The 21,653-nt window shown below is 71.2% G+C and carries 11 protein-coding genes; 6 read left to right on the top strand and 5 right to left on the bottom strand.

Annotation, left to right across the window (positions count from 1 at the left end; translation table 11 throughout):
- Window positions 1-15 precede the first annotated feature (15 nt).
- Entirely contained in the window at window positions 16-2,421 is a 2,406-nt protein-coding gene (gene mrcB / locus ABB22_RS00825; RefSeq protein WP_055768036.1) for a penicillin-binding protein 1B, read from the bottom strand.
- A gap of 96 nt (window positions 2,422-2,517) precedes the next feature.
- On the opposite strand from mrcB, the gene ABB22_RS00820 reads away from it, so the two are divergent.
- The gene (locus ABB22_RS00820; protein ID WP_055768034.1) at window positions 2,518-4,632 is read left to right on the top strand and encodes a glycosyltransferase; all 2,115 of its coding nucleotides are present in this window, start codon (window positions 2,518-2,520) and stop codon (window positions 4,630-4,632) included.
- 228 nt (window positions 4,633-4,860) lie between these two features.
- On the opposite strand, the gene ABB22_RS00815 is transcribed toward ABB22_RS00820, so the two are convergent.
- Both ABB22_RS00815 and ABB22_RS00810 read right to left on the bottom strand, forming a co-directional pair.
- Window positions 4,861-6,408, bottom strand: coding sequence for a hypothetical protein (locus ABB22_RS00815; protein ID WP_082592129.1), 1,548 nt, complete (start codon window positions 6,406-6,408; stop codon window positions 4,861-4,863).
- Window positions 6,409-6,456: 48 nt separating this feature from the next.
- Window positions 6,457-8,619: a RelA/SpoT family protein gene (locus ABB22_RS00810; RefSeq protein WP_057504992.1), complete on the bottom strand. Its 2,163-nt coding sequence runs from the start codon at window positions 8,617-8,619 to the stop codon at window positions 6,457-6,459.
- A gap of 63 nt (window positions 8,620-8,682) precedes the next feature.
- On the opposite strand from ABB22_RS00810, the gene ABB22_RS00805 reads away from it, so the two are divergent.
- The gene (locus tag ABB22_RS00805; RefSeq protein WP_057504991.1) at window positions 8,683-9,195 is read left to right on the top strand and encodes a hypothetical protein; all 513 of its coding nucleotides are present in this window, start codon (window positions 8,683-8,685) and stop codon (window positions 9,193-9,195) included.
- Between the two features lie 90 nt (window positions 9,196-9,285).
- Window positions 9,286-9,810: a DUF4124 domain-containing protein gene (locus ABB22_RS00800; protein ID WP_057504990.1), complete on the top strand. Its 525-nt coding sequence runs from the start codon at window positions 9,286-9,288 to the stop codon at window positions 9,808-9,810.
- 15 nt (window positions 9,811-9,825) lie between these two features.
- Here ABB22_RS00800 and hrpA read toward each other — a convergent pair whose 3' ends face one another.
- Complete coding sequence (hrpA, locus tag ABB22_RS00795; RefSeq protein WP_057504989.1) at window positions 9,826-13,968, bottom strand: ATP-dependent RNA helicase HrpA; 4,143 nt, start codon at window positions 13,966-13,968, stop codon at window positions 9,826-9,828.
- Window positions 13,969-14,055: 87 nt separating this feature from the next.
- On the opposite strand from hrpA, the gene ABB22_RS00790 reads away from it, so the two are divergent.
- The 3 genes from ABB22_RS00790 (at window position 14,056) to recQ (ending at window position 18,905) form a co-directional block, all read left to right on the top strand.
- Window positions 14,056-14,604, top strand: coding sequence for a Dps family protein (locus ABB22_RS00790; protein WP_055768018.1), 549 nt, complete (start codon window positions 14,056-14,058; stop codon window positions 14,602-14,604).
- A gap of 369 nt (window positions 14,605-14,973) precedes the next feature.
- A complete protein-coding gene (locus ABB22_RS00785) occupies window positions 14,974-16,986 on the top strand; it encodes a GGDEF domain-containing protein (protein WP_057504988.1) in 2,013 nt (670 codons plus the stop codon).
- Window positions 16,987-17,099: 113 nt separating this feature from the next.
- Window positions 17,100-18,905 carry a DNA helicase RecQ gene (recQ, locus tag ABB22_RS00780; RefSeq protein ID WP_057504987.1) on the top strand — a complete coding sequence of 602 codons (1,806 nt, stop codon included), beginning with the start codon at window positions 17,100-17,102 and terminating at the stop codon, window positions 18,903-18,905.
- A 7-nt stretch (window positions 18,906-18,912) separates the two neighbouring features.
- On the opposite strand, the gene ABB22_RS00775 is transcribed toward recQ, so the two are convergent.
- Window positions 18,913-21,627: a protein kinase domain-containing protein gene (locus tag ABB22_RS00775; protein ID WP_161809330.1), complete on the bottom strand. Its 2,715-nt coding sequence runs from the start codon at window positions 21,625-21,627 to the stop codon at window positions 18,913-18,915.
- Window positions 21,628-21,653 lie beyond the last annotated feature (26 nt).

Below are 21,653 nucleotides of genomic sequence, written 5' to 3'. Positions count from 1 at the left end.
CTGTTCATGCCGGCATTATCGCGCAGGCGCGTCTGAAGGCGTGCTGGACGCCGGCGCCGGTTCCTTGCGGTCCAGCCCGAACCAGCTGCGCCAGCCGCCGCCTTCCTGCGCTTCTTCTTCCGGCGCCGCTTGCGGCGCGCAGGGCACGTAACCCGGGGCGAAACCGGCGACGAACGGGAAGCGGCGCGCACCGGGACAGCCTTCGTCGGTGCTGCTGTTGCCCTCGGCGGCCACGTACTGCCAGTCCAGGCCCTTGCTGCTCACGCGCAGCGGCCGGCTCGGCAGGTTGCGGAAGATGCCCGCCCACACCCGCATCGAAGCCGTCGCGCCGTACAGGCCGGCCTGCTCGTTCTGGTCGTTGCCCATCCAGATCACCGCCAGGTGGTCGCCGGTATAGCCGGCGTACCAGCTGTCGCGGCCGTCGTTGGTGGTGCCGGTCTTGCCGGCCGGCTGCAGCCGCCCCAGGCCATCGGCATTGAGCCCGGCCGCGGTGCCGCTGGCCACCACCTGCTGAAGCGCCACGCTGATCAGGTTGGCGGCGATGGAATCGCCCTCCTGCGCCGGCGCCGGGGTCTTGTCGTAGCGCTTGAGCAGCTTGCCCTGGGCATCGACCACGCCGCGCACCGCGTGCAGCGGCTGGATTTCGCCGCCGGAGGCCAGGAACTGGTACAGCTGCGCCATGCCGTAGGGGCTCTGGTCGGTCGAGCCCAGGATCACCGCCGGATTGGCCTCGGCCTTGAGCCCGGCCAGCACATGGATCAGCTGGGTCACCCGCTCCGGCCCGACCTGCATGCCGACCCGCACCGTGGCCTGGTTGTAGGAACGGGCCAGCGCGTCGATCAGGCGCACCGTGCCATGGCTGCGGTTGTCGGCGTTGCCCGGGGTCCAGTTGCGCCCGCGGCTGAGCTGCACCGTGACCGGGGTGTCCTCGACCCACGAGGCCAGCGACCAGCGGTCCGGCTGCGCCAGCGCCAGCAGGTAGACGAACGGCTTGAGCAGCGAGCCGACCGGACGCTGCGCATCGATGGCGCGGTTGAAGCCCGGTTCGGCCACGTCGCGGCTGCCGACCACCGCCAGCACGTCGCCGTTGTGCACGTCGGTCAGCACCATGCCGGCCTGCAGCTCCGGCCGGCGCTTGCTCTCCAGCGACTTGACGGTATGCGCCACCGCGCCCTCGGCATAGGCCTGGGCCGAAGGCGACATGCCGGTGAAGACGTTCAGGCCGGCGCCCTGCAGGGTGCTTTCCGGATAGTCGTGGCCGAGCTGGCGGCGCACCAGGTCGATGTAGGCGGGAAAACGGTTGGCCGCGACCAGCCCCGGCACCTTCGGCACGCCCAGCGGCGCCTTCAGCGCACGCTGGTATTCGGCCTCGTCGATCAGCCCGTTCTCGTGCAGCTTGCCGAGCACGAAATCGCGCCGGTCCAGCGCGCGCTCGGGATTGCGCCGCGGGTCGTAATAGGACGGCCCCTTCACCAGCCCGATCAGCAGCGCCACCTGTTCGGTGGTCAGCGTATTGAGGTCGCGCCCGAACCAGAACTCGGCGCCCGAGGCCACGCCATGGATGGCCTGGCTGCCGCGCTGCCCGAGGTAGACCTGGTTGAGGTAGGCCTCCAGGATCACCGGCTTGTCGTAGCGCGCTTCCATGATCAGCGCGTACAGCACTTCATTGAACTTGCGGGTGACGGTCTGTTCCTTGCCGATGCCGAGCAGGCCGCTGCGCGCCAGCTGCTGGGTCAGCGTGCTGGCGCCCTGCCGGACCTTGCCGCCGGAGCGTACCGTCACCCAGACCGCGCGCGCGATGCCGCTCAGGTCGATGCCGTGGTGGCTGTTGAAATCCTTGTCCTCCACCGCCTGCAGGCCGGTGACCAGCAGTTCCGGGGTTTCGGCGATGCGCACCAGCCGCCGCTCCTCCTGCTTCTGCCCGTACAGCGTGGCGATGCGCGCCGGATCCAGCCGCGCGGCCTTCAGCGCCTTGCGTTCGGCACCGTCGCGCAGCGACGCCACCTGCCCGCCGGAGACGACCGCCTCGACCTGGCGCGGCGCCACCCGCCCGTCCACGTCGACATAGCCGCGGCTGGAAATGGTGAAACGGCCGTCCTGCAGGCGGTAGGTGCCCGGGCTCCGGCCGACGCCGTCGTCGCGGTAGGCCGAGGCCGCCAGTTCGGTCTTGAGCGTATTGGCGTCCATCGCCAGCCCCGGCGCCAGCACCAGAGGCCGCGCGTAGACGCGGGTCGGGATCTGCCAGCGCAGTTCGCCGAAGCGCTGGGTCACCTGGGAGTTCAGGTACAGCGTGTAGGGAACCAGGAAGCCCAGGCCGAGGGCCGCAGCCGCCAGGCCCCAGGTGATCAGCCGGCTGCGCCAGGGCATGCCGGGATCGTCGGAATCGTCGTCCAGTTCGTCGGAATCGTAGCGTCGCGGCACGGGGATGCGAGAATGTAGGTTCAGGCGAGTCTAACGCAGCCTCGTGCCGCGGCACGGTTGCCGGCCCCCACCTGCTTAAGCTGGAGTTGCAACCGAATGTCGATGTCCCCCGCCGATGCGCGTTACCACCTCGCCCGCATCGTCGGCCTGATCCGCCGCGGCTTGGCCAGCCTGCACACCCGCGGCTGGCGCGCGACCCTGCAGCGCGTCGGCGTGCACCTGCGGCGGCAACCGCCACCCCGGCGCGAACCGCTGTTCGTACCAGCGGACACCCCGTTCGCACCCTTCGCCGTTCCCGCCAGCGATGAACCGGTGGCGAGCATCATCATCCCGGTCTACAACCATGCCCGGCATACGCTGGCCTGCCTGCGCGCGCTGAGTGCGCATCCGCCGGCGGCGGCCTGCGAGATCCTGGTGATCGACGACGGCAGCGGCGACGAGACCGGCGACTGGATGGCACAGGTCGAAGGCCTGCGCTACCACCGCCGCGCGGAGAACGGCGGCTTCATCGCCGCCTGCAACGACGGCCTGCGGCTGGCGCGCGGCCAGTACGCGGTGCTGCTGAACAACGACACCGTGCCGCAGCCGGGCTGGCTGGACGCCCTGCTGGACACCTTCGCGCAGGTCCCGGAGGCCGGCCTGGTCGGCGCCCAGCTGCTGTACCCGGACGGCCGCCTGCAGGAGTCGGGCGGCATCGTGTTCGACGACGGCAGCTGCTGGAGCTATGGCCGCTTCGAATCGGCCGAGGACCCGTGCTACGCCAGCCTGCGCGACACCGATTACTGCTCCGGCGCGGCGCTGGCTCTTCCCCGCGCCCTGTTCGAGGAACTCGGCGGGCTGGACACGCGCTATGCGCCGGCCTACTACGAGGACACCGACCTGGCGTTCAAGGTACGCGCCGCCGGCCGCCGCGTGCTGGTGCAGCCGGCCAGCCGCGTCGTGCACGACGAGGGCACCAGCAACGGCACCGATACCGGCAGCGGCATCAAGGCCTGGCAGGTCCGCAATCAGTCGGTGTTCGCCGACAAGTGGCGTACCGCGCTGGCGCGGCAGCTGCCGGCCGGCAGCGTGCCCGGTCCCGCGCTGCTGCACCGTGGCCAGCGGCAGGTGCTGATCATCGACGAAGCGGTGCCGCGCCCGGACCGCGACTCGGCCTCGCTGCGCCAGTTCAACCTGATCCGCATGCTGCTGGCCGGTGGCGCGCACGTGGTGTTCCTGCCGACCCGCGGCGAACACGGCGGCGCGGCCACCGAAGCGCTGCAGGCGCTGGGCGTGGAGGTGTGGCACGCGCCGTGGATGAAGAGCGTGGGCGCATGGCTGCGCGCGCACGGCCGCCGCTTCCAGGTGGCGATGCTGGTGCGCCACCACGTCGCCCACGAGTGCCTGCCGCTGCTGCGGCGCGATGCACCGCAGGCGCGCACCGTGTTCGACACGGTGGACCTGCACTATCTGCGCGAACGCCGCGGCGCCGAGCTGGCCGGCGATCCGCGCCTGGCGCGCAGCGCCGAGCGCACCCGCGCCAGCGAACTGGCGGTGATGGCCGCGACCGATGTCACCCTGCTGGTCAGCGCGGCGGAGAAGGAGCAGTTGGCCATCGACGCGCCGCAGGTGCGGGTGGAGCTGCTGTCCAACCTGCACGAGGTCGCCGGACAGGGGCTGGACTGGGCGCAGCGGCACGACCTGGTGTTCGTCGGCGGCTTCCGCCATCCGCCGAACCTGGATGCGATGCAGTGGTTCATCGGCGAGGTGTTCCCGCTGATCCGGCAACGCCTGCCGCAGGTCCGCTTCCACTGCATCGGCGCCGACGTGCCCGACAGCCTGCAGGCGCTGGCGGCCACGCAGCCCGGCGTGCAGGTGCACGGCTACGTGCCCGACGTGGTGCCGTGGATGGCCGGCGGCCGCATCGCGGTGGCGCCGCTGCGCTTCGGCGCCGGGGTCAAGGGCAAGATCAACCTGAGCATGGCCCACGGCCAGCCGGTGGTGGGCACGCACTGCGCGGCAGAAGGCATGCACCTGCGCGACGGCCAGGACGTACTGGTCGCCGACAGCGCCGAAGCCTTCGCCGATGCGGTGGTGCGGCTGCACGACGATGAGGGCCTGTGGCGGCGGCTGTCGGCCAACGGCCTGCGCAACATCGCCCATCACTTCTCGATGGACGCCGCGCGCGCGACCGTGGCGCGGGTGTTTCTGGAGCCGGAACGCAGTGAATAGGGGCTGGAAGCCAGCAGAGGCGACAGCCGCTGCCGTATGGCTTCCTGCCCTCCCTGGTTCCTGGCAGCCGCATCGCTGACGTTTCGCATTGCCCGGCCGAGGAATGGGTGCCGTGCGGGTGCGCGGCCAAGCGTTTGCAGGGGCAGCCGCGCCGAGGCGTAAAACCAGCGAAGGTCGCAGCGCACGACTGCCGCCCGTGCTGGTTACGGTTTCCCGTCCACCGCGCTCCTAGCGCTTCGCATTGCCCAGCCGCTCGGCGAATGCCGGCAGCTCCGGAGTCGCCGCATCGAGTTCGCGCGCCTGTTCCAGCGCGCGGCTGGCGAAGGCGACGTCGCCAGCGCCCAGCCGTTCGCTGCCGACCGCCAGCCAGCGCTGCGCCAGCCGGCGCCGCGCGGCCGGCAGCAGCGGATCGCCCGGCGCCAGCGCCTGCCAGGCGTCCAGGCAGGTCCGCGCGGCCTGCAGGCGGTTGCCCTGCAGGTTGCCGTCCAGGCAGTGGCGCGCGGCTGGCAGGATGCGGGCGCCGGCCTGCTTCACCCGTGCGTCGCGGGGCGCAAGCGCCTGCGCGGCCTTGAAGCGGTCGTAGGCGCTGGCGCCCGGCGGCAGCAGCCATTGCCCCTGCGCCGCGGCGCTTTCCACCTGCGCAAGCAGCGCATGCAGCCTGCGCTCGCGCTCGGCTGCCGGCATCCGGGTTTCCAGCGCCTGCCGCGCGCCCTGCGCGCGCTGCAGCGCCTGCGCGGCGGCCGCGACCTCGGGAATGTCCGGCGCCAGCGCGCGCGCCTGTTCCAGCGCCTGCCCGGCCTGTTCGAAGTGGAAATCACCGGCCAGCCGCGCGGCTTCGCCGGCCCACGCCCGCGCGACCCGCTGCAGCCCCTGGCGTGCCGCCGGATCGTCCCCCACCGCCAGCACCTGCGCGTATCCCTCCGCGGCCTGGCGCAGGCGCCCGCGCGCCAGATCGCGCGCGGCCTGGCCGCGGCGGCGGTCCAGGGCCATGTTCAGCGCGGCGCGGGCGGCAGGCAGTTCGGCGTGGCCGGCGTCATAGCTTTCCACCCGGTGCAGCAGGCGCGCAGCCGCCTCCGTCTCGTTCCGCTGCGCCGCGGCCATGGAGGCGGCCAGCAGGTCGGACAGGGCGTCGTCGCGCCCCTGCAGCGCCTGCAGATGTTCGGGCCGCACCGCCAGTACCCGTTGGTACAGCGGCAACGCGCTGTCCGCGCCATCGTCCAGCCGGCCCCGAGCCTGCGCCGCCTCGGCGCGCCGCAGCAGGTCGTCGACGCTGTCCGGCTCCTGCGCCTGGCGATGCAGGCGCGAGGCGATGGCGTCCAGCTGCGCCTGCGGTACCTGCAGCTGCCGCGCCAGTTCCAGCGCCGTACGCGCGGCGGGCACGTTGCCAGCCTCCAACTGCTGCCGCGCCTGCTCCAGCGCCTTGCGCCCGGTATCGGCCAGGGCATCGCGCACGTCGCCACGATCCGGGTCCAGCGCCGCCGCCGCGTCGAACAGTTCGCGCGCGCCGCTGCCATCGGCCGCGGTCAGGCGCCCCTGGCGCAATGCCCGCTGCCCATCGTCCAGCAACTGCTGGATCTTCGTCTCCGGCCACAGCAGGTTCGCCAGCGGCTGCCGGAACAGGGCCAACAGCAGCGCCAGCACCGCGACCACGATGGCGATCGAACGCCAGGCGCGCGGACTGTCCCAGCCGCGCGCCACCCACCAGCGCCCATACAGGCGCAGGCGGCCGGCGAACAGCGACAGCCATCGTGGAAGGGGGAGACGCCGGTTGTGCATGCGGCCAGCCTAGCAGCCCGTCATGCCGCGATGCGTTGCTGCCGGGCTTCAGCCCATGCGCCGCGCTTCGTCCACGCCCGGCAAGGCGTCGAGTTTTCCCAGCAGCGTGGACAGCTGGCCGTAGTCGCTCACCTTCAGCCGCAGGCGCAGCTGCATGCGGCCGCTGTCGCGCAGCGGGTCGCTGTTGATGTCGAGCACGTAGGCGTCTTCCTGCGCAATCAGGTTGGTGATGTCCTTCAACAGCCAGCGCCGGTCCATCGCGCGGACCATCACGTCCACCTCGTAACCCGAACCCGCGCGCCCCCACTCCACCGGCAACACGCGCTCGGGATGCGCGGCCGACAGCCGCGCCAGCGCCGGACAGTCGGCGCGGTGCACGGTGACGCCGCGGGTACGGGTGAGATAGCCGGCGATGGGTTCGCCGGCCACCGGCTGGCAGCAGCGCGCCAGCTGCACCAGCAGGTTGCCCACGCCCTGCACGGTGAAATCGGAGCGGCCGATGCCCTCGCGGCGCGCGGTCGGCCGCGGCAGCGGCGGTGTCGCCGGCGCCGGCTGGCTCTTCTCCTTCTCGGCCTCCAGCAGCGCGCGGCTGACCTGGCTGGGCCCGGTGTCGCCGAGCGCGACCTGGATGTACAGGTCGTCGATGCCGTCGGCATGGAAACGCTTCGCCGCCACCATCAGGTCGGCCTGCTGCAGCCCCAGCCGCTTGAGCTCGCGCTCCAGCAGCTCGCGCCCAGCCTGTACGTTGCGCGCGCGGTCCAGCTTGTGGAACCAGGTACGCACCTTCTCGCGCGAGCGGCTGCTGGCGAGGAAGCCGTTGGCCGGCAGCAGCCAGTCGCGGCGCGGGTCGGCCTCCCTTGCGGTCATGATCTCGACGCGGTCGCCGCTGCGCAGGCGGTAGGTCAGCGGCACGATGCGGCCGTTGACCTTGGCGCCGCGGCAGCGGTGCCCGACCATGGTGTGCACGTGGTAGGCGAAATCCAGCGGCGTGGCGCCGGCCGGCAGGTCCATCACCTCGCCCTTGGGGCTGAGCGCGTAGACCCGGTCCTCGATCAGCTCGGCGTCCAGCGCGCCGGCCAGGTCCTCGGGATGGGCCGCGTCCTGCGCCTGCTCCAGCAGCTGCCGCATCCAGGTGATCTTGCGGTCGAAGGCCTTCTCCGCGCCCTTGCCGCCTTCCTTGTACTTCCAGTGCGCGGCCACGCCCAGTTCGGCCTGCGCATGCATTTCATGGGTGCGGATCTGCACTTCGATCGTGCGCCCCTCCGGGCCGATCACCGCCGTGTGCAGCGAGCGGTAGTCGTTGGCCTTGGGCCGGGCGATGTAGTCGTCGAACTCGCTGGGGATCGGCGTCCACAGCGCATGCACCACGCCCAGGGTGGCGTAACAGGCGCCGATGTCGTCCACCATCACCCGCACCGCGCGCAGGTCGTAGAGCTGGTCGAAGGCCAGCTTCTTCTTCTGCATCTTCCGCCAGATGCTGTAGATGTGCTTGGGCCGGCCGCTGACCTCGGCGCGGATGCCGTTCTCGTCCAGCGCCGCGGACAGGCGGCGCTTGACCGCCTCGACGTAGCGCTCGCGCGCCAGCCGGGTCTCGTCGACCTCGCGCGCGATGTGGCGGTAGGTGTCCGGTTCGAGGAAGCGGAACGCCAGGTCCTCCAGCTCCCACTTCAGCTGCCAGATGCCCAGGCGGTTGGCCAGCGGCGCATGGATGTCGCGGGTCAACTGCGCCAGTGCGCGGCGCTCGTCCTCGGACAGGCGGTCGGCCGCGCGCATGCAGGCCAGCTGCCGCGCCAGCAGCACCGGCACCACGCGCAGGTCGTGGACGATGGACAGCAGCAGGCGGCGCAGGCCCTCGCTGTTGCGGCCGGCGTCGCGGCCGGCGTGCAGCGCCCATACCTGGTCGGCGGCGTCCTGGCCGTCCAGCAGGCCGCGCACCGCGGTCGCCGCGTTGCCCAGCGGCAGTTCCGGCTGCCGCGCGCGCAGGCCCGGCAGGTCGAACAGCAGCGCGGCGACGATCACCGCCTCGTCAGCGGACAGCAGCGCCAGCGAATCCAGGGTGTCGGCCAGCACCGGCCACGGCAGCCGCGGCTGCAGGTCGGTATCGGGCTGCTGCCAGGCGGCGAGCAGGGCCTGCCGCAGGGTATCGGAGAGCGCACCGCAGGACGGGCGTTGCAGCAGGGCATCCAGGCCGGAGAGGGAAGAACGGTTCACAGCGGTCGATCGCAGGCGGATGCCCCTACACTAGCGCCCAACCGTCCACGGGAACAATCGCCCATGCAGCCGTCCCGCCTTTCCCTCCTGCTCAGCGCCGCCCTGCTCCTCACCCCGGCCTTCGCCGCCCAGGCGCAGCGCGTGGTCGAAGGCGACCTGCAGCAGCAGATGTCCGCCGCCGAATTCAAGGCCGCCGGCCTGGACAAGCTCTCCACCGACGAACTGGCCGCGCTCAACGCCTGGTTGCAGGGCAAGGTGCGGGAAGCCACCACCAGCGCGGTCGAGCAGGCGCGCGAGGAAGGCCGCCAGGAAGTGATCGTGAAGAATCGCGGCTTCTTCGACTTCGGCTCCAGCGAGCCGATCGAGGCCACCCTGGCCGGTGAATTCAGCGGCTTCGCCAAGGGCCGCCAGTACACCCTGGACAACGGCCAGGTATGGGAGCAGACCGATGGCGCCAGCGTCGCCGGCGTGCGCAAGCAGACGCCCAGGGTGAAGATCACTCCCGGCCTGATGGGCGTGTGGTACCTGCAGATCGAAGGGCTCAACACCCGCGCCAAGGTCCGCCGCACCAAGTAGCCCCCGACGCCCCGTGCCCGCCACGGCGGGCCCCACGACCGCCGCCCGCCGCGGCGCCCGCACTCCGTCCGCATTCCGCCCCGGTCCGCCATGCCCGCCATGCCCGTCATCGTGTTGCTCACGCTGCTGTTCCTGCTGCCGGACAGCGCTTCGGCCCAGGTCTACAAGTGCAAGGGAAAGTCCGGGGAGACCGCTTATTCCGAGCACCCCTGCGACGCCAGCGCGCAGCCGATGAAACTGCGCGACGAGCGCCCTGCCGCGTCGCCGCCGCCGATGGTGGAATCGGCCCCGCAGGAGTCGTCTCCGCTGCGCGAGAGCGATGCAGCGCCGGCGCCCGCCGCGGCGCTGGACCGCAGCGCCGAGCGCGAGTGCATCGCCAACGCGACCGCGTCGATCTATGGCCCGTCCAATGACCGCGTGGCGACCTACCAGCAGCAGATGACGATGCTCAACGAGCAGTTCGGCAACGCGACCGACGCGCAGCGCAGCGACGCCCTGCAGGCACGCATGGCCAACCTGCGTCGGGCGATCAGCCGCGAGCATGCGTACGCCCACGAGCAGGTCAACGCCGCGCGCCGGCGCTGCGTCGAGCAATACCGCGCGGCGACGCCCTGATTCCCCACGAACCGATCAGCCGCGCAGGGCGGCGACCCGCTGCGCCAGTTTCTTGGGCGAGATGCCGGAACGGAAACCCAGTTCCTGCGCGAACAGCGATACGCGCAGTTCCTCGATGTCCCAGCGCAGCGCCGACCACTCCGGCCGGCTGGCGTGCCCCTGGATCTTCGCTTCCTCCAGCGCATCGACGAAGGGCTTGAGTTCCAGCATGCGCGCCTGGTCGCGCGGCGGATCGCGCTTGGCGCGTTCGGTGCGCAGGATCATCGCCTTGAGGTAGCGCGGGAACTGCGCCAGCGCATCGGCCGGCGTTTCGCGCAGGAAGCCGGCATGGATCAGCGAGGCCAGCTGCCGTTCCATGTCGTCGAGATTGCCGCGTGCCCAGCCCATCAACGGCGCTTCCAGCAGCGGCTTGAGCTCGCCGGCCAGGCCAAGGATGCTCTCGGCCAACCGCAGCCGCTCCATCGCCTCGCCGAACAGGCGCTTGCCGGCGTCGGCACGGCGCAGTTCGAACGCGTCGGGCGAACGGATCTCGCCCAGTCCATCGGCCAGCACCGCGTTCATGGCCGCATCCACCAGGTCGCCACGCAGCCGCTCCTGCGACTCGATGGCCGCATACAGCAGCCCGGTCTTGGGCGATACCGGCAACTGCTTGCGGGCCTGCTTGACCTTGTCGGCCAGGGCGATCTCCAGCAGGCGCCGCACGCCGCGCGGATGCGCCAGCCGTGCTTCGTTGCGGTCGGCGAAGATGCGCAGCGCTGCAGCGTCACCGGTATCGACCAGCGCCGGATACGCCGGCACGCCTGCTTCGCCCGGCACCTGTTCGGGGATGGCCGTCGCCGGGAATTCGCGCAGCCCCTCGGCCGCCAGCGCCTTGCCCGCGCGCGCCGCGAACGCCTGGCCGGCGCGCTCGCCGAAGCGCGCACGCAGCGCATCAAGGTCGCGCGACATCGCCAGCAGCCTGCCGCCGCCGTCGGCCACGCGCAGGTTCATGCGCAGGTGCGGCTCCAGCGCCGTCTCGTCGAAATCGGTGGCCGCCACCACCGCGCCCGTGGCCTTGGACAGGAACCGCGCCAGCTCGCCGCGGATGTCGTCGGCCGAGGGCTGCGGCCAGGCCTCGAGGAAGGCGCGGCCGAAATCCGGCGCCGGCACGTAGTTGCGGCGCATCGCCTTGGGCAGGCTGCGGATCAGCGCCGCCGCCTTGTCGGCGACGAAGCCCGGCGCCAGCCACGACAGCCGCGCCGGGTCCAGCGCGTTGAGCAGGTGCAGCGGCACGTCCAGGGTGACGCCGTCGTCCTGCGCGCCGGGCTCGAAGCGGTAATGCATCGCCAGCCGCGCGTCGCCCAGCGCGAAGTACTTTGGATAGCGCTCCTGTTCGCTGCCCTCGCCCGGCAGCAGGTCGGCCAGCGACCAGCGCAGTGCGCGGTGCTGCTCGGCCGGCAGCGCCTTCCACCACGCGTCCAGTCCGCTGGCCGAATGGATCTGCGCCGGCACGCGGTCCAGGTACCAGCGCGCCTGCCAGTCCTCGTCGGCGACGATGCCGGCGCGGCGCAGCTTGGCTTCTTCCTCGCGCGCCTGCTCCAGCACCTTGAGGTTGTCGGCGACGAAGCCGGCGCGGGTATTTATCTCGCCGGTGACCAGCGCCTGCCGCACGAAAATGTCGTGCGCTTCGCCCGGCGCGATGCGGCCGTAGTGCACCGGCTTGCGCGGCGCCAGCACCAGCCCGAACAGGCTGATCTGCTCGGCCGCCAGCACCTGCCCCTGCGCGCGCGACCAGTGCGGGTCGAAATGCTTGCGGGCCAGCAGGTGCGGCAGTTCGGCGATCGCCCAGTCCGGCTCGATGGCGGCGTTGGTCAGGCCCCACACGCGCTGGGTGTCGAGCAGGGTCGCGCTGAGCACCCACGGCGGCGGCTTTTTCGACAGCGCCGAACCGGGGAAGAGATGGAAACGGCGCTGGCGCGGCGCCTGGAAATCGCCCTTGTCGGTGCGGTGGCCGATCTGCGTCGGCAGGCCGGCGAGGATCGCGCGGTGCAGCGCCTGGTAGGCGGCGACGCGGACCTTCTCGGGAATGGAAGCGGCGTCGGAGCCGGGTTTCCCCCGGCCCGCCTGGGCGGCTGCGCCTGCGCTGGAGGAAGCCGGCGCCGCCTCCGGCTTGGCGCCTTCGCGCGCCAGTCGCGCCGCCTTGTGCAGCTCGCCGCGCGTGGCCTTGCGCTTCGCTTCGCCGTCGCCGCCGGCCGGCAGCGCGGCCGGCGCGGCCAGCAGTGCCTTGCCGAAGGCGCCGTCGCTGCCGCTGTCCCAGTCCAACTCCTCGCACAGCAGGCGCAGCTGCCGGTGCAGCTCGCGCCATTCGCGCATGCGCAGGAAGCCGAGGAAATGGCGGCCGCACCAGTCGCGCAGCTTCGACTGCGTCAGGTCTTCGTGCGCGACCCGGTAGCCCTCCCACAGGCGCAGGATGCCGAGGAACTCCGAGCGCGGGTCGGCGAAGGCGGCGTGGGCGTTGTCCGCCGCTTCGCGCGCTTCCGGCGGCCGCTCGCGCGGGTCCTGGATGCCGAGGAAGGAGGCGATCACCAGCATCTCGTGCAGGCAGCCGGCCTTCTGCGCGGCCACCAGCATGCGCGCCAGCTTCACGTCCACCGGCAAGCGCGCCATCTGCCGGCCGATGGCGGTGAGCTTGCGCTCGCCGTCGATCGCGCCCAGCTCGGCCAGCTGCTGCCAGCCGTCGGCCACCACGCGTTCGTCCGGCGGTTCCAGGAACGGAAAATCCTCGATCCTGCCCAGGCCGAGCTGCAGCATCCGCAGGATCACCCCGGCCAGCGAGGATCGGCGGATCTCCGGATCGGTGAATTCCGGGCGCGACTGGAAATCGGCCTCGGCGTACAGGCGGTAGCACACGCCCTCGGCGATGCGTCCGCAACGACCCTTGCGCTGGTTGGCGCTGGCCTGCGACACCGGCTCGATATGCAGCCGGTCGAGCTTCTGCCGCGGGCTGTAGCGCTTGACGCGCGCAAGGCCGGGATCGACCACGTAGCGGATGCGCGGCACCGTCAGCGAGGTCTCGGCGACGTTGGTGGTCAGCACGATGCGCCGCTTCGGGCCGGGGTTGAACACCCGGTCCTGGTCCTTGGCCGAGAGCCGCGCATACAGCGGCAGCACCTCGGTCTCGCGGTACTTGCGCCGCTCCAGCGATTGATGCGCATCGCGGATCTCGCGCTCGCCGGGCAGGAACACCAGCACGTCGCCGCGTGGATCGGCACGGGTGATCTCATCGACCGCGGCGACGATGGCGTCGTTGACCGACATCGGATCCGACCCGGTGTCGTCGCCACGTCCGCGCCCCTTCGCTTCGGCGGCCGGCGCCGGCCGCAGGTCGTCGAGCGGGCGGTAGCGCACGTCCACCGGATACGTGCGGCCCTCGACGCTGACCACCGGCGCATCGTCGAAATGGCGGGAGAAGCGCTCGGTGTCGATGGTGGCCGAGGTCACCACCAGTTTCAGGTCCGGGCGCTTGCGCAGCAGCTGCTTGAGGTAGCCGAGCAGGAAATCGATGTTGAGGCTGCGTTCGTGCGCCTCGTCGATGATCAGCGTGTCGTAGCGCGACAGCCAGCGGTCCGAGGCGATCTCGGCCAGCAGGATGCCGTCGGTCATGAACTTGATGCGGCTGTCCTCGCCCACCTTGTCGGTGAAGCGCACCTGGTAGCCGACCACCGAACCCAGTTCGGTCCCCAGTTCCTCGGCCACGCGCGTGGCCACCGCGCGCGCGGCGATGCGCCGCGGCTGGGTGCAGCCGATCATGCCGGCCTCGCCGCGCCCGGCGGCCAGGCACAGCTTGGGCAGCTGCGTGGTCTTGCCCGAACCGGTCTCGCCGGCGATCACCACCACCTGGTGGTCGCGGATCAGGGCGGTGATGCGCCCGGCTTCACGCGTGATCGGCAACGCCTCGTCCATGCTGATGGCGACCTGTCGCGCCGCGCGCTGCCGGCGCCGGTCGCACGATGGTTCCAGCAGTTGCCGGAACGCCGCCTCGGCGGCGGCGTCGGCCGGCCTGCCCTGCCAGCGCGACCACAGCCCGAGCAGGCGCCCACGGTCGCGGCTCATCGCCCCGTCGATGTTCTTGCGGGCGTCGCGCAGGCGCGCGGCAGTATCCTTTTCGATAGCGCTCATCAATCGTTCAACGAGAAAACTTGAAATACCGGTAGGGTCCCGATGGGACTATTGTGAAGCCATTCAACCCGCCAAGGAGAAAGCGTCATGGCCAAGGCCAAGAGCAGCAGCAAACCCGAAGCCGGCAAGAAGAAGCTGGCAGCCTCCGCACCGTCGGCGCCGGGCATCGATATCGGGATCAAGGATGCCGATCGCAAGAAGGTCGCCGACGGCCTGTCCCGCTTCCTCGCCGACGCCTACACGTTGTACCTGAAGACCCACAACTTCCACTGGAATGTCACCGGGTCGATGTTCAATTCGCTGCACACCATGTTCGAAACGCAGTACACCGAGCAGTGGACGGCGCTGGACGAGATCGCCGAACGCATCCGCGCCCTGGGCTTCAACGCTCCCGGCTCGTACCGCGAGTTCGTGGCGTTGACCTCGATCGCCGAGGAACCGGGCCTGACCGACAGCGCCGACTGGCGCGAAATGGTGCGCCAGCTGGTGCAGGGCAACGAGGCGGTGTGCCGGACCGCGCGCAGGGTGCTGGAACAGGCGGAAAAGGCCGGCGACGCCCCCAGCGAGGACCTGCTGACCCAGCGCCTGCAGACCCATGAGAAATACGCCTGGATGCTGCGCTCGCTGCTGCAGTAAACCGTGCGGGTTTTCCAGGGTTCCATGAAATGGAACCCTGGACCCTGCTTCATCTGCCTGCCGGATGCCCCCGCCTTCGGCGCGCCCCCTTGACGCAAGGGGGCCCTGCTCCGGACGCATCCTGCGTACGGCATGGGACGCTGGCGCGCCTCATCGTCAGGTGAACCGCGGGGTGTCCGCTCCGGGATTTCCATGGCTCCGCGAGCGAAACCCCGGGTCTGCTCGTCCGGCTGCCGGATTCCGCCGTCCGTATGTCCACTTCGAGGCGGTGCGTGGCGCAAGGCACGGGGCGACAGCGGCATTCCCTGCCCTCGGGACTGGACACTCCCCCGATTCAACTCTTTGCCGATTCCGGCCGATACTGCCCGGATGAACCGGCGCTCGTCCTTCCTCCTGCTGGCCGCACTGTTCTGTTCCCCGTCGCTGGCGCATGGGGAACGCTTGGACACGGTCATCGACAGCCTGCTGGCACGGGGCTACTCCTCGCCGTTGGCTGCCGTCGCCCGCCTGCAGGCCGTCGAGGACAGCCCTGCCGACGACGCGCCGCTGGCGCAGCGCCACCTCTACCAGGCGGCCATCGGCCGCTACGCAGCGCAGGAGCGCCGTCCTGCGATGGCCGCCCTGGCGCAGCAGGCCAGCGCCGCACTGGAGAAGATGGCCCGCGACGAGCAGTGCCGTGCCTGCGCGGTCGACCAGCATCTGATCCAGGCCCGCTGGGCGCTGACCCAGCGCGATGCCGACCGCGCGCAGGCCATGCTGGACCGCATCGATTCCCGGCGGGAAGAGCTCAGCTCCCTGCAGCGGCAGCAGCTGCATTACCTGCGCGCGCGCCAGTACCAGTTGCAGAGCCGGCTGGACATGGGCATCCGGGAAGCCCTGCTTGCCGATGAGCTGTCCGGCCGCCACGAAGCGGACCGGCTCATGGCGCAGAACCTGCTGGCGGTGCTCAACGTCTACCTGGGCGATTACCGGCGCACCATCGAGATCAGCAAGGCCACCCATGCCCGCGCCGCGCGGTTGGGCTTCACCCAGGCGGTGGCCGAGGCCAAGCTCAACATGGGCTTCGCCCACCTGCGCAGCGGCCGCCGCGACCTCCAGCTGCAGCTGCTCGGCGACGTCCTGGCCCTCACCCGCGGCGACGACGGGCTGGCCATCATCCAGAGCACCGCCGTTTCCAACCTGGCCGATTACTGGCTCAACCAGCGCGACTACCGCAGGGCGCTGGACTATTCCGAACAGGCCGTGGAACTGGCCGGGCGCATCGACGATCCGCTGACCCTGGCCTATGCGCTGGTCAATCGCGGCGCATCCAAGGCCGGGCTGGGGCAGATCGAGGCGGGCGTCGCCGACGCCACCGAGGCCATCGCCCTGACCGAACGGATCGGCGCCAGGACCGACCATATCGGCATGCTGCAGGAACTGGTCAACATCCACGAGCATGCCGGGGACTACCGCAATGCCTTCCTCGCCCTGCGCCGCGTCGAGACCCTGCAACAGGAAATCACCCGTCAGGCGCGCGAAAAAGCCGTGCTGGACCTGCAGGAGAAATACGCTTCGGAAAGCCGCCAGCGGGAAATCGAACGGCTCGCCGCCGCCAACCGCCTGAAGGAAGCCGAACTTGCCGCGCAGGCGCTTCGCCGGCAGCTGTGGGCGGCGTTCTCGCTGGCGCTGGTCCTGCTGGCGGTGGTGCTGGTGCAATGGCTGCGCCGCAGCCGGCGCGCCAACCTGCGCCTGTCCCGGGACGTGGCCGACCTGGCCGAACAGTCGACCCACGATCCGCTGACCCGGGTATTCAACCGCCGCCATGGCCATGCCCTGCTGGCCGGATACGCCCGCGCCGTCGACGCCTGCGCGCCCGGCGCCCCGCCGTCGCTGGGGCTGATGCTGCTGGACATCGACTTCTTCAAACAGGTCAACGACAACCACGGGCATCCGGCCGGCGACAAGGTATTGGTGGAGGTCGCCCAGCGCCTGCGCGCCCTGCTGCGCGAACAGGATTCGGTGGTGCGCTGGGGCGGCGAGGAATTCCTGCTCCTGCTGCCCGGCCTCCAGGCCACCGCCCTGCCCGCGCTGGCCGACCGCCTGCTGCGCACCATCGGCGCGCCCGCCATCGCCCTGCCGGACAAGGACATCACCCTGACCGCCTCCATCGGCGCGATCAGCGCGCCATTCGCCGGCAGCACCGACATCGATGCGCTGATCCAGCTGGCCGACCTGGCGCTGTACCGGGCCAAGGCATCGGGCCGCAACCGCGCGCTGTGCATCGCCGCGCGGCAGGAAGCGCTGGATCCGGCGGCATTGGCGCGCGACCTGGCCGCCGCGCAGCAGGCCGGGCAGATCGGAATGACCGTGGTTCCCGGTCCTTCCCGGAACGCCGGATAAGGCCCGCTGTCCCCTGGCCCATCTGGAAAGGCGGACCCGACTCCGGGTTTCCCGACCCGTCCGCAGGCCGCAGGCGGACAGCCAGGCTTGACCGGGCAGTTATCCTAGGCGGCATGTCTTCCCCCGCCCATGAACTGCTGAAGCGCGTCTTCGGCCATGACGCCTTCCGCGGCAACCAGCAGGCCATCGTCGAACACGTCACCGCCGGCAACGATGCGCTGGTGCTGATGCCCACCGGCGGCGGCAAGTCGCTGTGCTACCAGGTGCCGGCACTGCTGCGCGAAGGCTGCGGCATCGTGGTTTCGCCCCTGATCGCGCTGATGCAGGACCAGGTGGAAGCCCTGCGCCAGCTCGGCGTGCGCGCCGAATTCCTCAATTCGACGCTGGATGCCGAGACCGCGGGCCGCGTCGAGCGCGACCTGCTGGCCGGCCAGCTCGACCTGCTCTACGTCGCGCCCGAGCGGCTGTTGACCGGCCGCTTCCTGTCGCTGCTCGAACGCAGCCACATCGCCCTGTTCGCGATCGACGAGGCGCATTGCGTGTCGCAGTGGGGCCACGATTTCCGCCCCGAATACCGGCAGCTGACGGTGCTGCACGAGCGCTGGCCGCAGATCCCGCGCATCGCCCTGACCGCCACCGCCGACCCGCCGACCCAGCGCGAAATCGCCGAGCGCCTGGACCTGGCGCAGGCCGAGCACTTCATCAGCTCCTTCGACCGCCCCAACATCCGCTACACGGTGGTGCAGAAGGACAACGCCAGACGCCAGCTGCTGGACTTCCTGCGCGGCCACCGCGGCGAAGCCGGCATCGTCTACTGCATGTCGCGGCGCAAGGTCGAGGAAACCGCCGACATGCTGCGCGGCGAAGGCCTGGACGCCCTGCCCTACCACGCCGGCCTGCCCGCCGAGGTGCGCGCGGCCAACCAGCGCCGCTTCCTGCGCGAGGACGGCATCGTGATGTGCGCCACCATCGCCTTCGGCATGGGCATCGACAAGCCGGACGTGCGCTTCGTCGCGCACACCGACCTGCCCAAGTCGATGGAGGGCTACTACCAGGAAACCGGACGTGCCGGCCGCGACGGCGAGCCGGCCGAAGCGTGGCTGTGCTACGGGCTGGGCGACGTGGTGCTGCTCAAGCAGATGATCGAACAGGGCGAGGCCGGTGCCGAACGCAAGCACCTGGAGCGCGCCAAGCTCGACCACCTGCTCGGCTACTGCGAATCCATGCAGTGCCGCCGCCAGGTGCTGCTGGCCGGCTTCGGCGAAACCTACCCGCAGCCCTGCGGCAATTGCGACAACTGCCTGACCCCGCCGGCGGCCTGGGACGCCACTGTCGCCGCGCAGAAGGCGCTGAGCTGCGTCTACCGCAGCGGCCAGCGCTTCGGCGTCGGCCACCTGATCGACATCCTGCGCGGCAGCGACAGCGAGCGCATACGCCAGCTGGGCCACGACAAGCTCAGCACCTTCGGCATCGGCAAGGACCTGGATTCGCGCAACTGGCGCGGCGTGTTCCGGCAGCTGGTCGCCGCCAGCCTGCTGGAAGTGGACCCGGAGGCGCATGGCGGCCTGCGCCTGACCGATGCCAGCCGCGACGTGCTCAAGGGCCGCCGCCAGGTGATGATGCGCCGCGAACCGGCCGCCACGCGCGGCGAGCGCGACCGCAGCAGCACCCCGCGCACCGGCGTGGCGGTGCAGCCGGAAGACCTGGCGCTGTTCAACGCGCTGCGCGGGCTGCGCGCCGAGCTGGCGCGCGAGCAGAACGTGCCGGCCTTCGTCATCTTCCACGACAGCACCCTGCGCAACATCGCCGAGCAGCGCCCGACCAGCCTCGACGCGCTGGGACGGGTCGGCGGCATCGGCGGCAGCAAGCTGGGCCGCTACGGGCAGCGGCTGGTCGAAATCGTGCGCGAGCAGGGCTAGGCCGCGCTCAGCCCGGCCTTCCGCGGGCCAGCACCAGCAGGCCATCGAGCCTGCGCCGCGCGGGCGCGCCCTCGACCTGCCGGCGATCGAGCGTCGGTGCGGCCTGCCGCAGCGCTTCCAGCGCCGGTTGCCGGTGGCCCAGGCGGAGCAGGGTTTCGGCCAGGTCGATGCGGCAGATCGCCGTTTCGACCTTGCCGTCGCCATGCAGCGACTGCGCGTACTCCAGCGCGGTGCGGCGCAACGCCAGCGTCGCCGCCCCTTCGCCACGCCGTTCGGCCAGGTCCGCCCGCGTGCGCAGCAGGTGCAGGTGCAAGGTCGTCGGAACCCGCGCGCCGAGCTGCTCCAGCAATGCCCGGGCCTGTGCCGTGTCGCCCTGCAGGATGTGCCAGTCGATGCGGTTGAGCCGCGCTTCGATGCGTCCCGGCGCGTCCGGCGGCAGCGCCGCGTCCAGGCCCTCGTCGGCATGCAGCAGCAGCCAGCCCGCTTCGTCCATGTGTCCCTGGCGCATCAGCAGCGCGCCCAGCCCGGACTCGGCGCGCAGGCTGGTGGGCGACTGTCCGCCCAGCCGCTCGCGGCGGATCGTCCAGGCCTGCCGGTAGAGCCGCTCGGCCTGGACGACGTCGCCGCGCAGTTCCTGCAGCTCGCCGTAGTTGTACAGCCCCATCGAGTACTCCACCGACCCGATGCCGTCGATGATCCCGCTCAGGCGCTGGCGCTGCTGGTACTGGCGTTCGGCGGCGGCGTAGTCGCCCGAATCGCGGTACAGGTCGGCCAGTCCGTCGTGCTGCATCAGCACGAAGCTGCTCTCCGGTCCGTACAGTTCCTCGGCGTGGCGCAGGCCCGCCTGCAGCAGCGGCAACGCCTGCGCGAACCGCCCCTGCTCGCGCAGGATCTGCGCCAGGCGCATCTCCGTGGCCAGCGCCATGCTGCTGCCGCGCCCCTGCACCCCGGCAAGCACGTGGCGGAACTCGCGCTCGGCCGAAGCCAGGCGCCCCCAGCGCAGGTACATCAAACCCTTGTTGTAGGACAACGCCAGTTTCTGGGGGGCGACGCCGCTGCCCGGCAGTTTCCCGTACAGGCCCATCGCGGTATCGAAGGCGGCTTCGCCTTGGTCGAAATGCTGCTGGTTCACCAGCGCCAGCCCGCGCGCGCCGTGCAGCCTGGCCCGGGTCGCCGTGGCGCCGCCAGACGGCAGCAGCGCCAATCCGCGCTCGGCCAGCTCTTGGCCCAGTACGCCGTTGCCGCCCTGCGTCTTCTGCACCGACAGCTCGGCCAGCACTGCCGCCGCGTCCGCCGGGCGGTTCACCCGCGCATCCATGAAACCGTCATAGGCCTGCTGCAGCAGCATTTCGGCCTGCCGCGAAACCCCGGAGTTGCGGTAGGCGGTTCCCAGCACCGCGCGCATCCTGGCCAGCTGTGCCGGGGCGTCGGCCAGGTCCTGGGAAACGCGCAGCGCCGCCTTGTCCAGCAGTTGCCGCGAGGAGAGCTCCTCCTGTCCCCGCTCGGTGCGCAGGAAGGGATCGGCGGTCTCGAACACGCCCACCATGAAATCGCCGACCTGGTGGGCGATGGCGGCCTCTTCCTCGGCCTGGCGCCGCGCCTGCACCAGCCCGGTCACGAACAGCACGGCCAGCGAGAGCGCAGCCGCTCCGGCCGCCAGCGCGCGCCAGTTGCGCTGCGTGCCGCGCGCCAGCCGGTACAGGCGGCCGGCCTGGCGCGCCGCCACCGGCTGGCGGTCGAGGTAGCGCGTCACGTCGGCCATCAGCGTCTCCACCGACCGGTAGCGTCCGGCGACGTCGCGGGCGCAGGCCCTGGCGGCGATGGCGTCGAGATCGCCGCGCAGCGCCTTGCGCCAGCGCAGGCCTTCCGGCGCGTTGGCCGAGGGCAGGATCACCGGCGCATCGCTGTCCTGCAGCGTGCGCGCGCAGGCGCGCGTGGACAGCAGCTCCACCAGCAGCACGCCCAGGCTGTAGACATCGCTGGCCACGCCCACCGGCTCGCCGTTCACCAGTTCCGGGCTGGCATAGGCCGGCGTGCAGTAGCCCGCTTCCTCGCGGTCGCGCGCGTCGTTGAGCAGGCGCGCCAGGCCGAAGTCCAGCAGCACCGGCCTGCCATCGGCCCGTACCAGCACGTTGCCCGGCTTGAGGTCGCAGTGCAGCACCAGGCGCTCGTGCGCCGAACGCACGATCGCGCAGATGTCCAGGAACAGGCGCAGCCGCTGCGCCAGGCCCAGCGCGTGGCTGGTGCAATGGTGGTCCAGCGGCAGGCCGTCGACGTATTCCATCACCAGGTACGGATACCCGTCCGGCGTCGTGCCGCCGTCGTAGAGCTGGGCCACGTCGGGCAGGTTCAGGCCTGCCAGCACCTGCCGCTCGGCCTGCAGCCGCTCCACCTCGCCCGCGCCGGGCAGGCCATGCAGCAGCTTGATCGCCACTGTGCGCCGGTAGACGCCATCGTCGCGTTCGGCCTTGAATACGGTGCCCATGCCGCCGTGGGCGATGCGCGCGGTCAGGCGCCACGGCCCCAGCCGCTGGCCCACCGCCAGCTCCGGCGTGAGCGCGCGCGCCAGCACCGTATCCAGCCGGCTGCTGATCCGGCTCAGGCCCTGGGTCTGCGCATGCAGCAACTGCAGTACTTCCTCGGCCAGCGCGGGATCGGCGCAACGTTCTCGCACCTCCTGCCGCCACTGCGCGCGCGGCAGGTCGCAGACGGCATCGAACATGCCCCGGACCCGGCGCCAGCGCGCCG

Source organism: Stenotrophomonas nitritireducens (assembly GCF_001431425.1).
Classification (GTDB): domain Bacteria; phylum Pseudomonadota; class Gammaproteobacteria; order Xanthomonadales; family Xanthomonadaceae; genus Stenotrophomonas; species Stenotrophomonas nitritireducens.
Note: the sequence above shows the minus strand (reverse complement) of the source record. Positions and strands in the feature narration are given on the sequence as shown.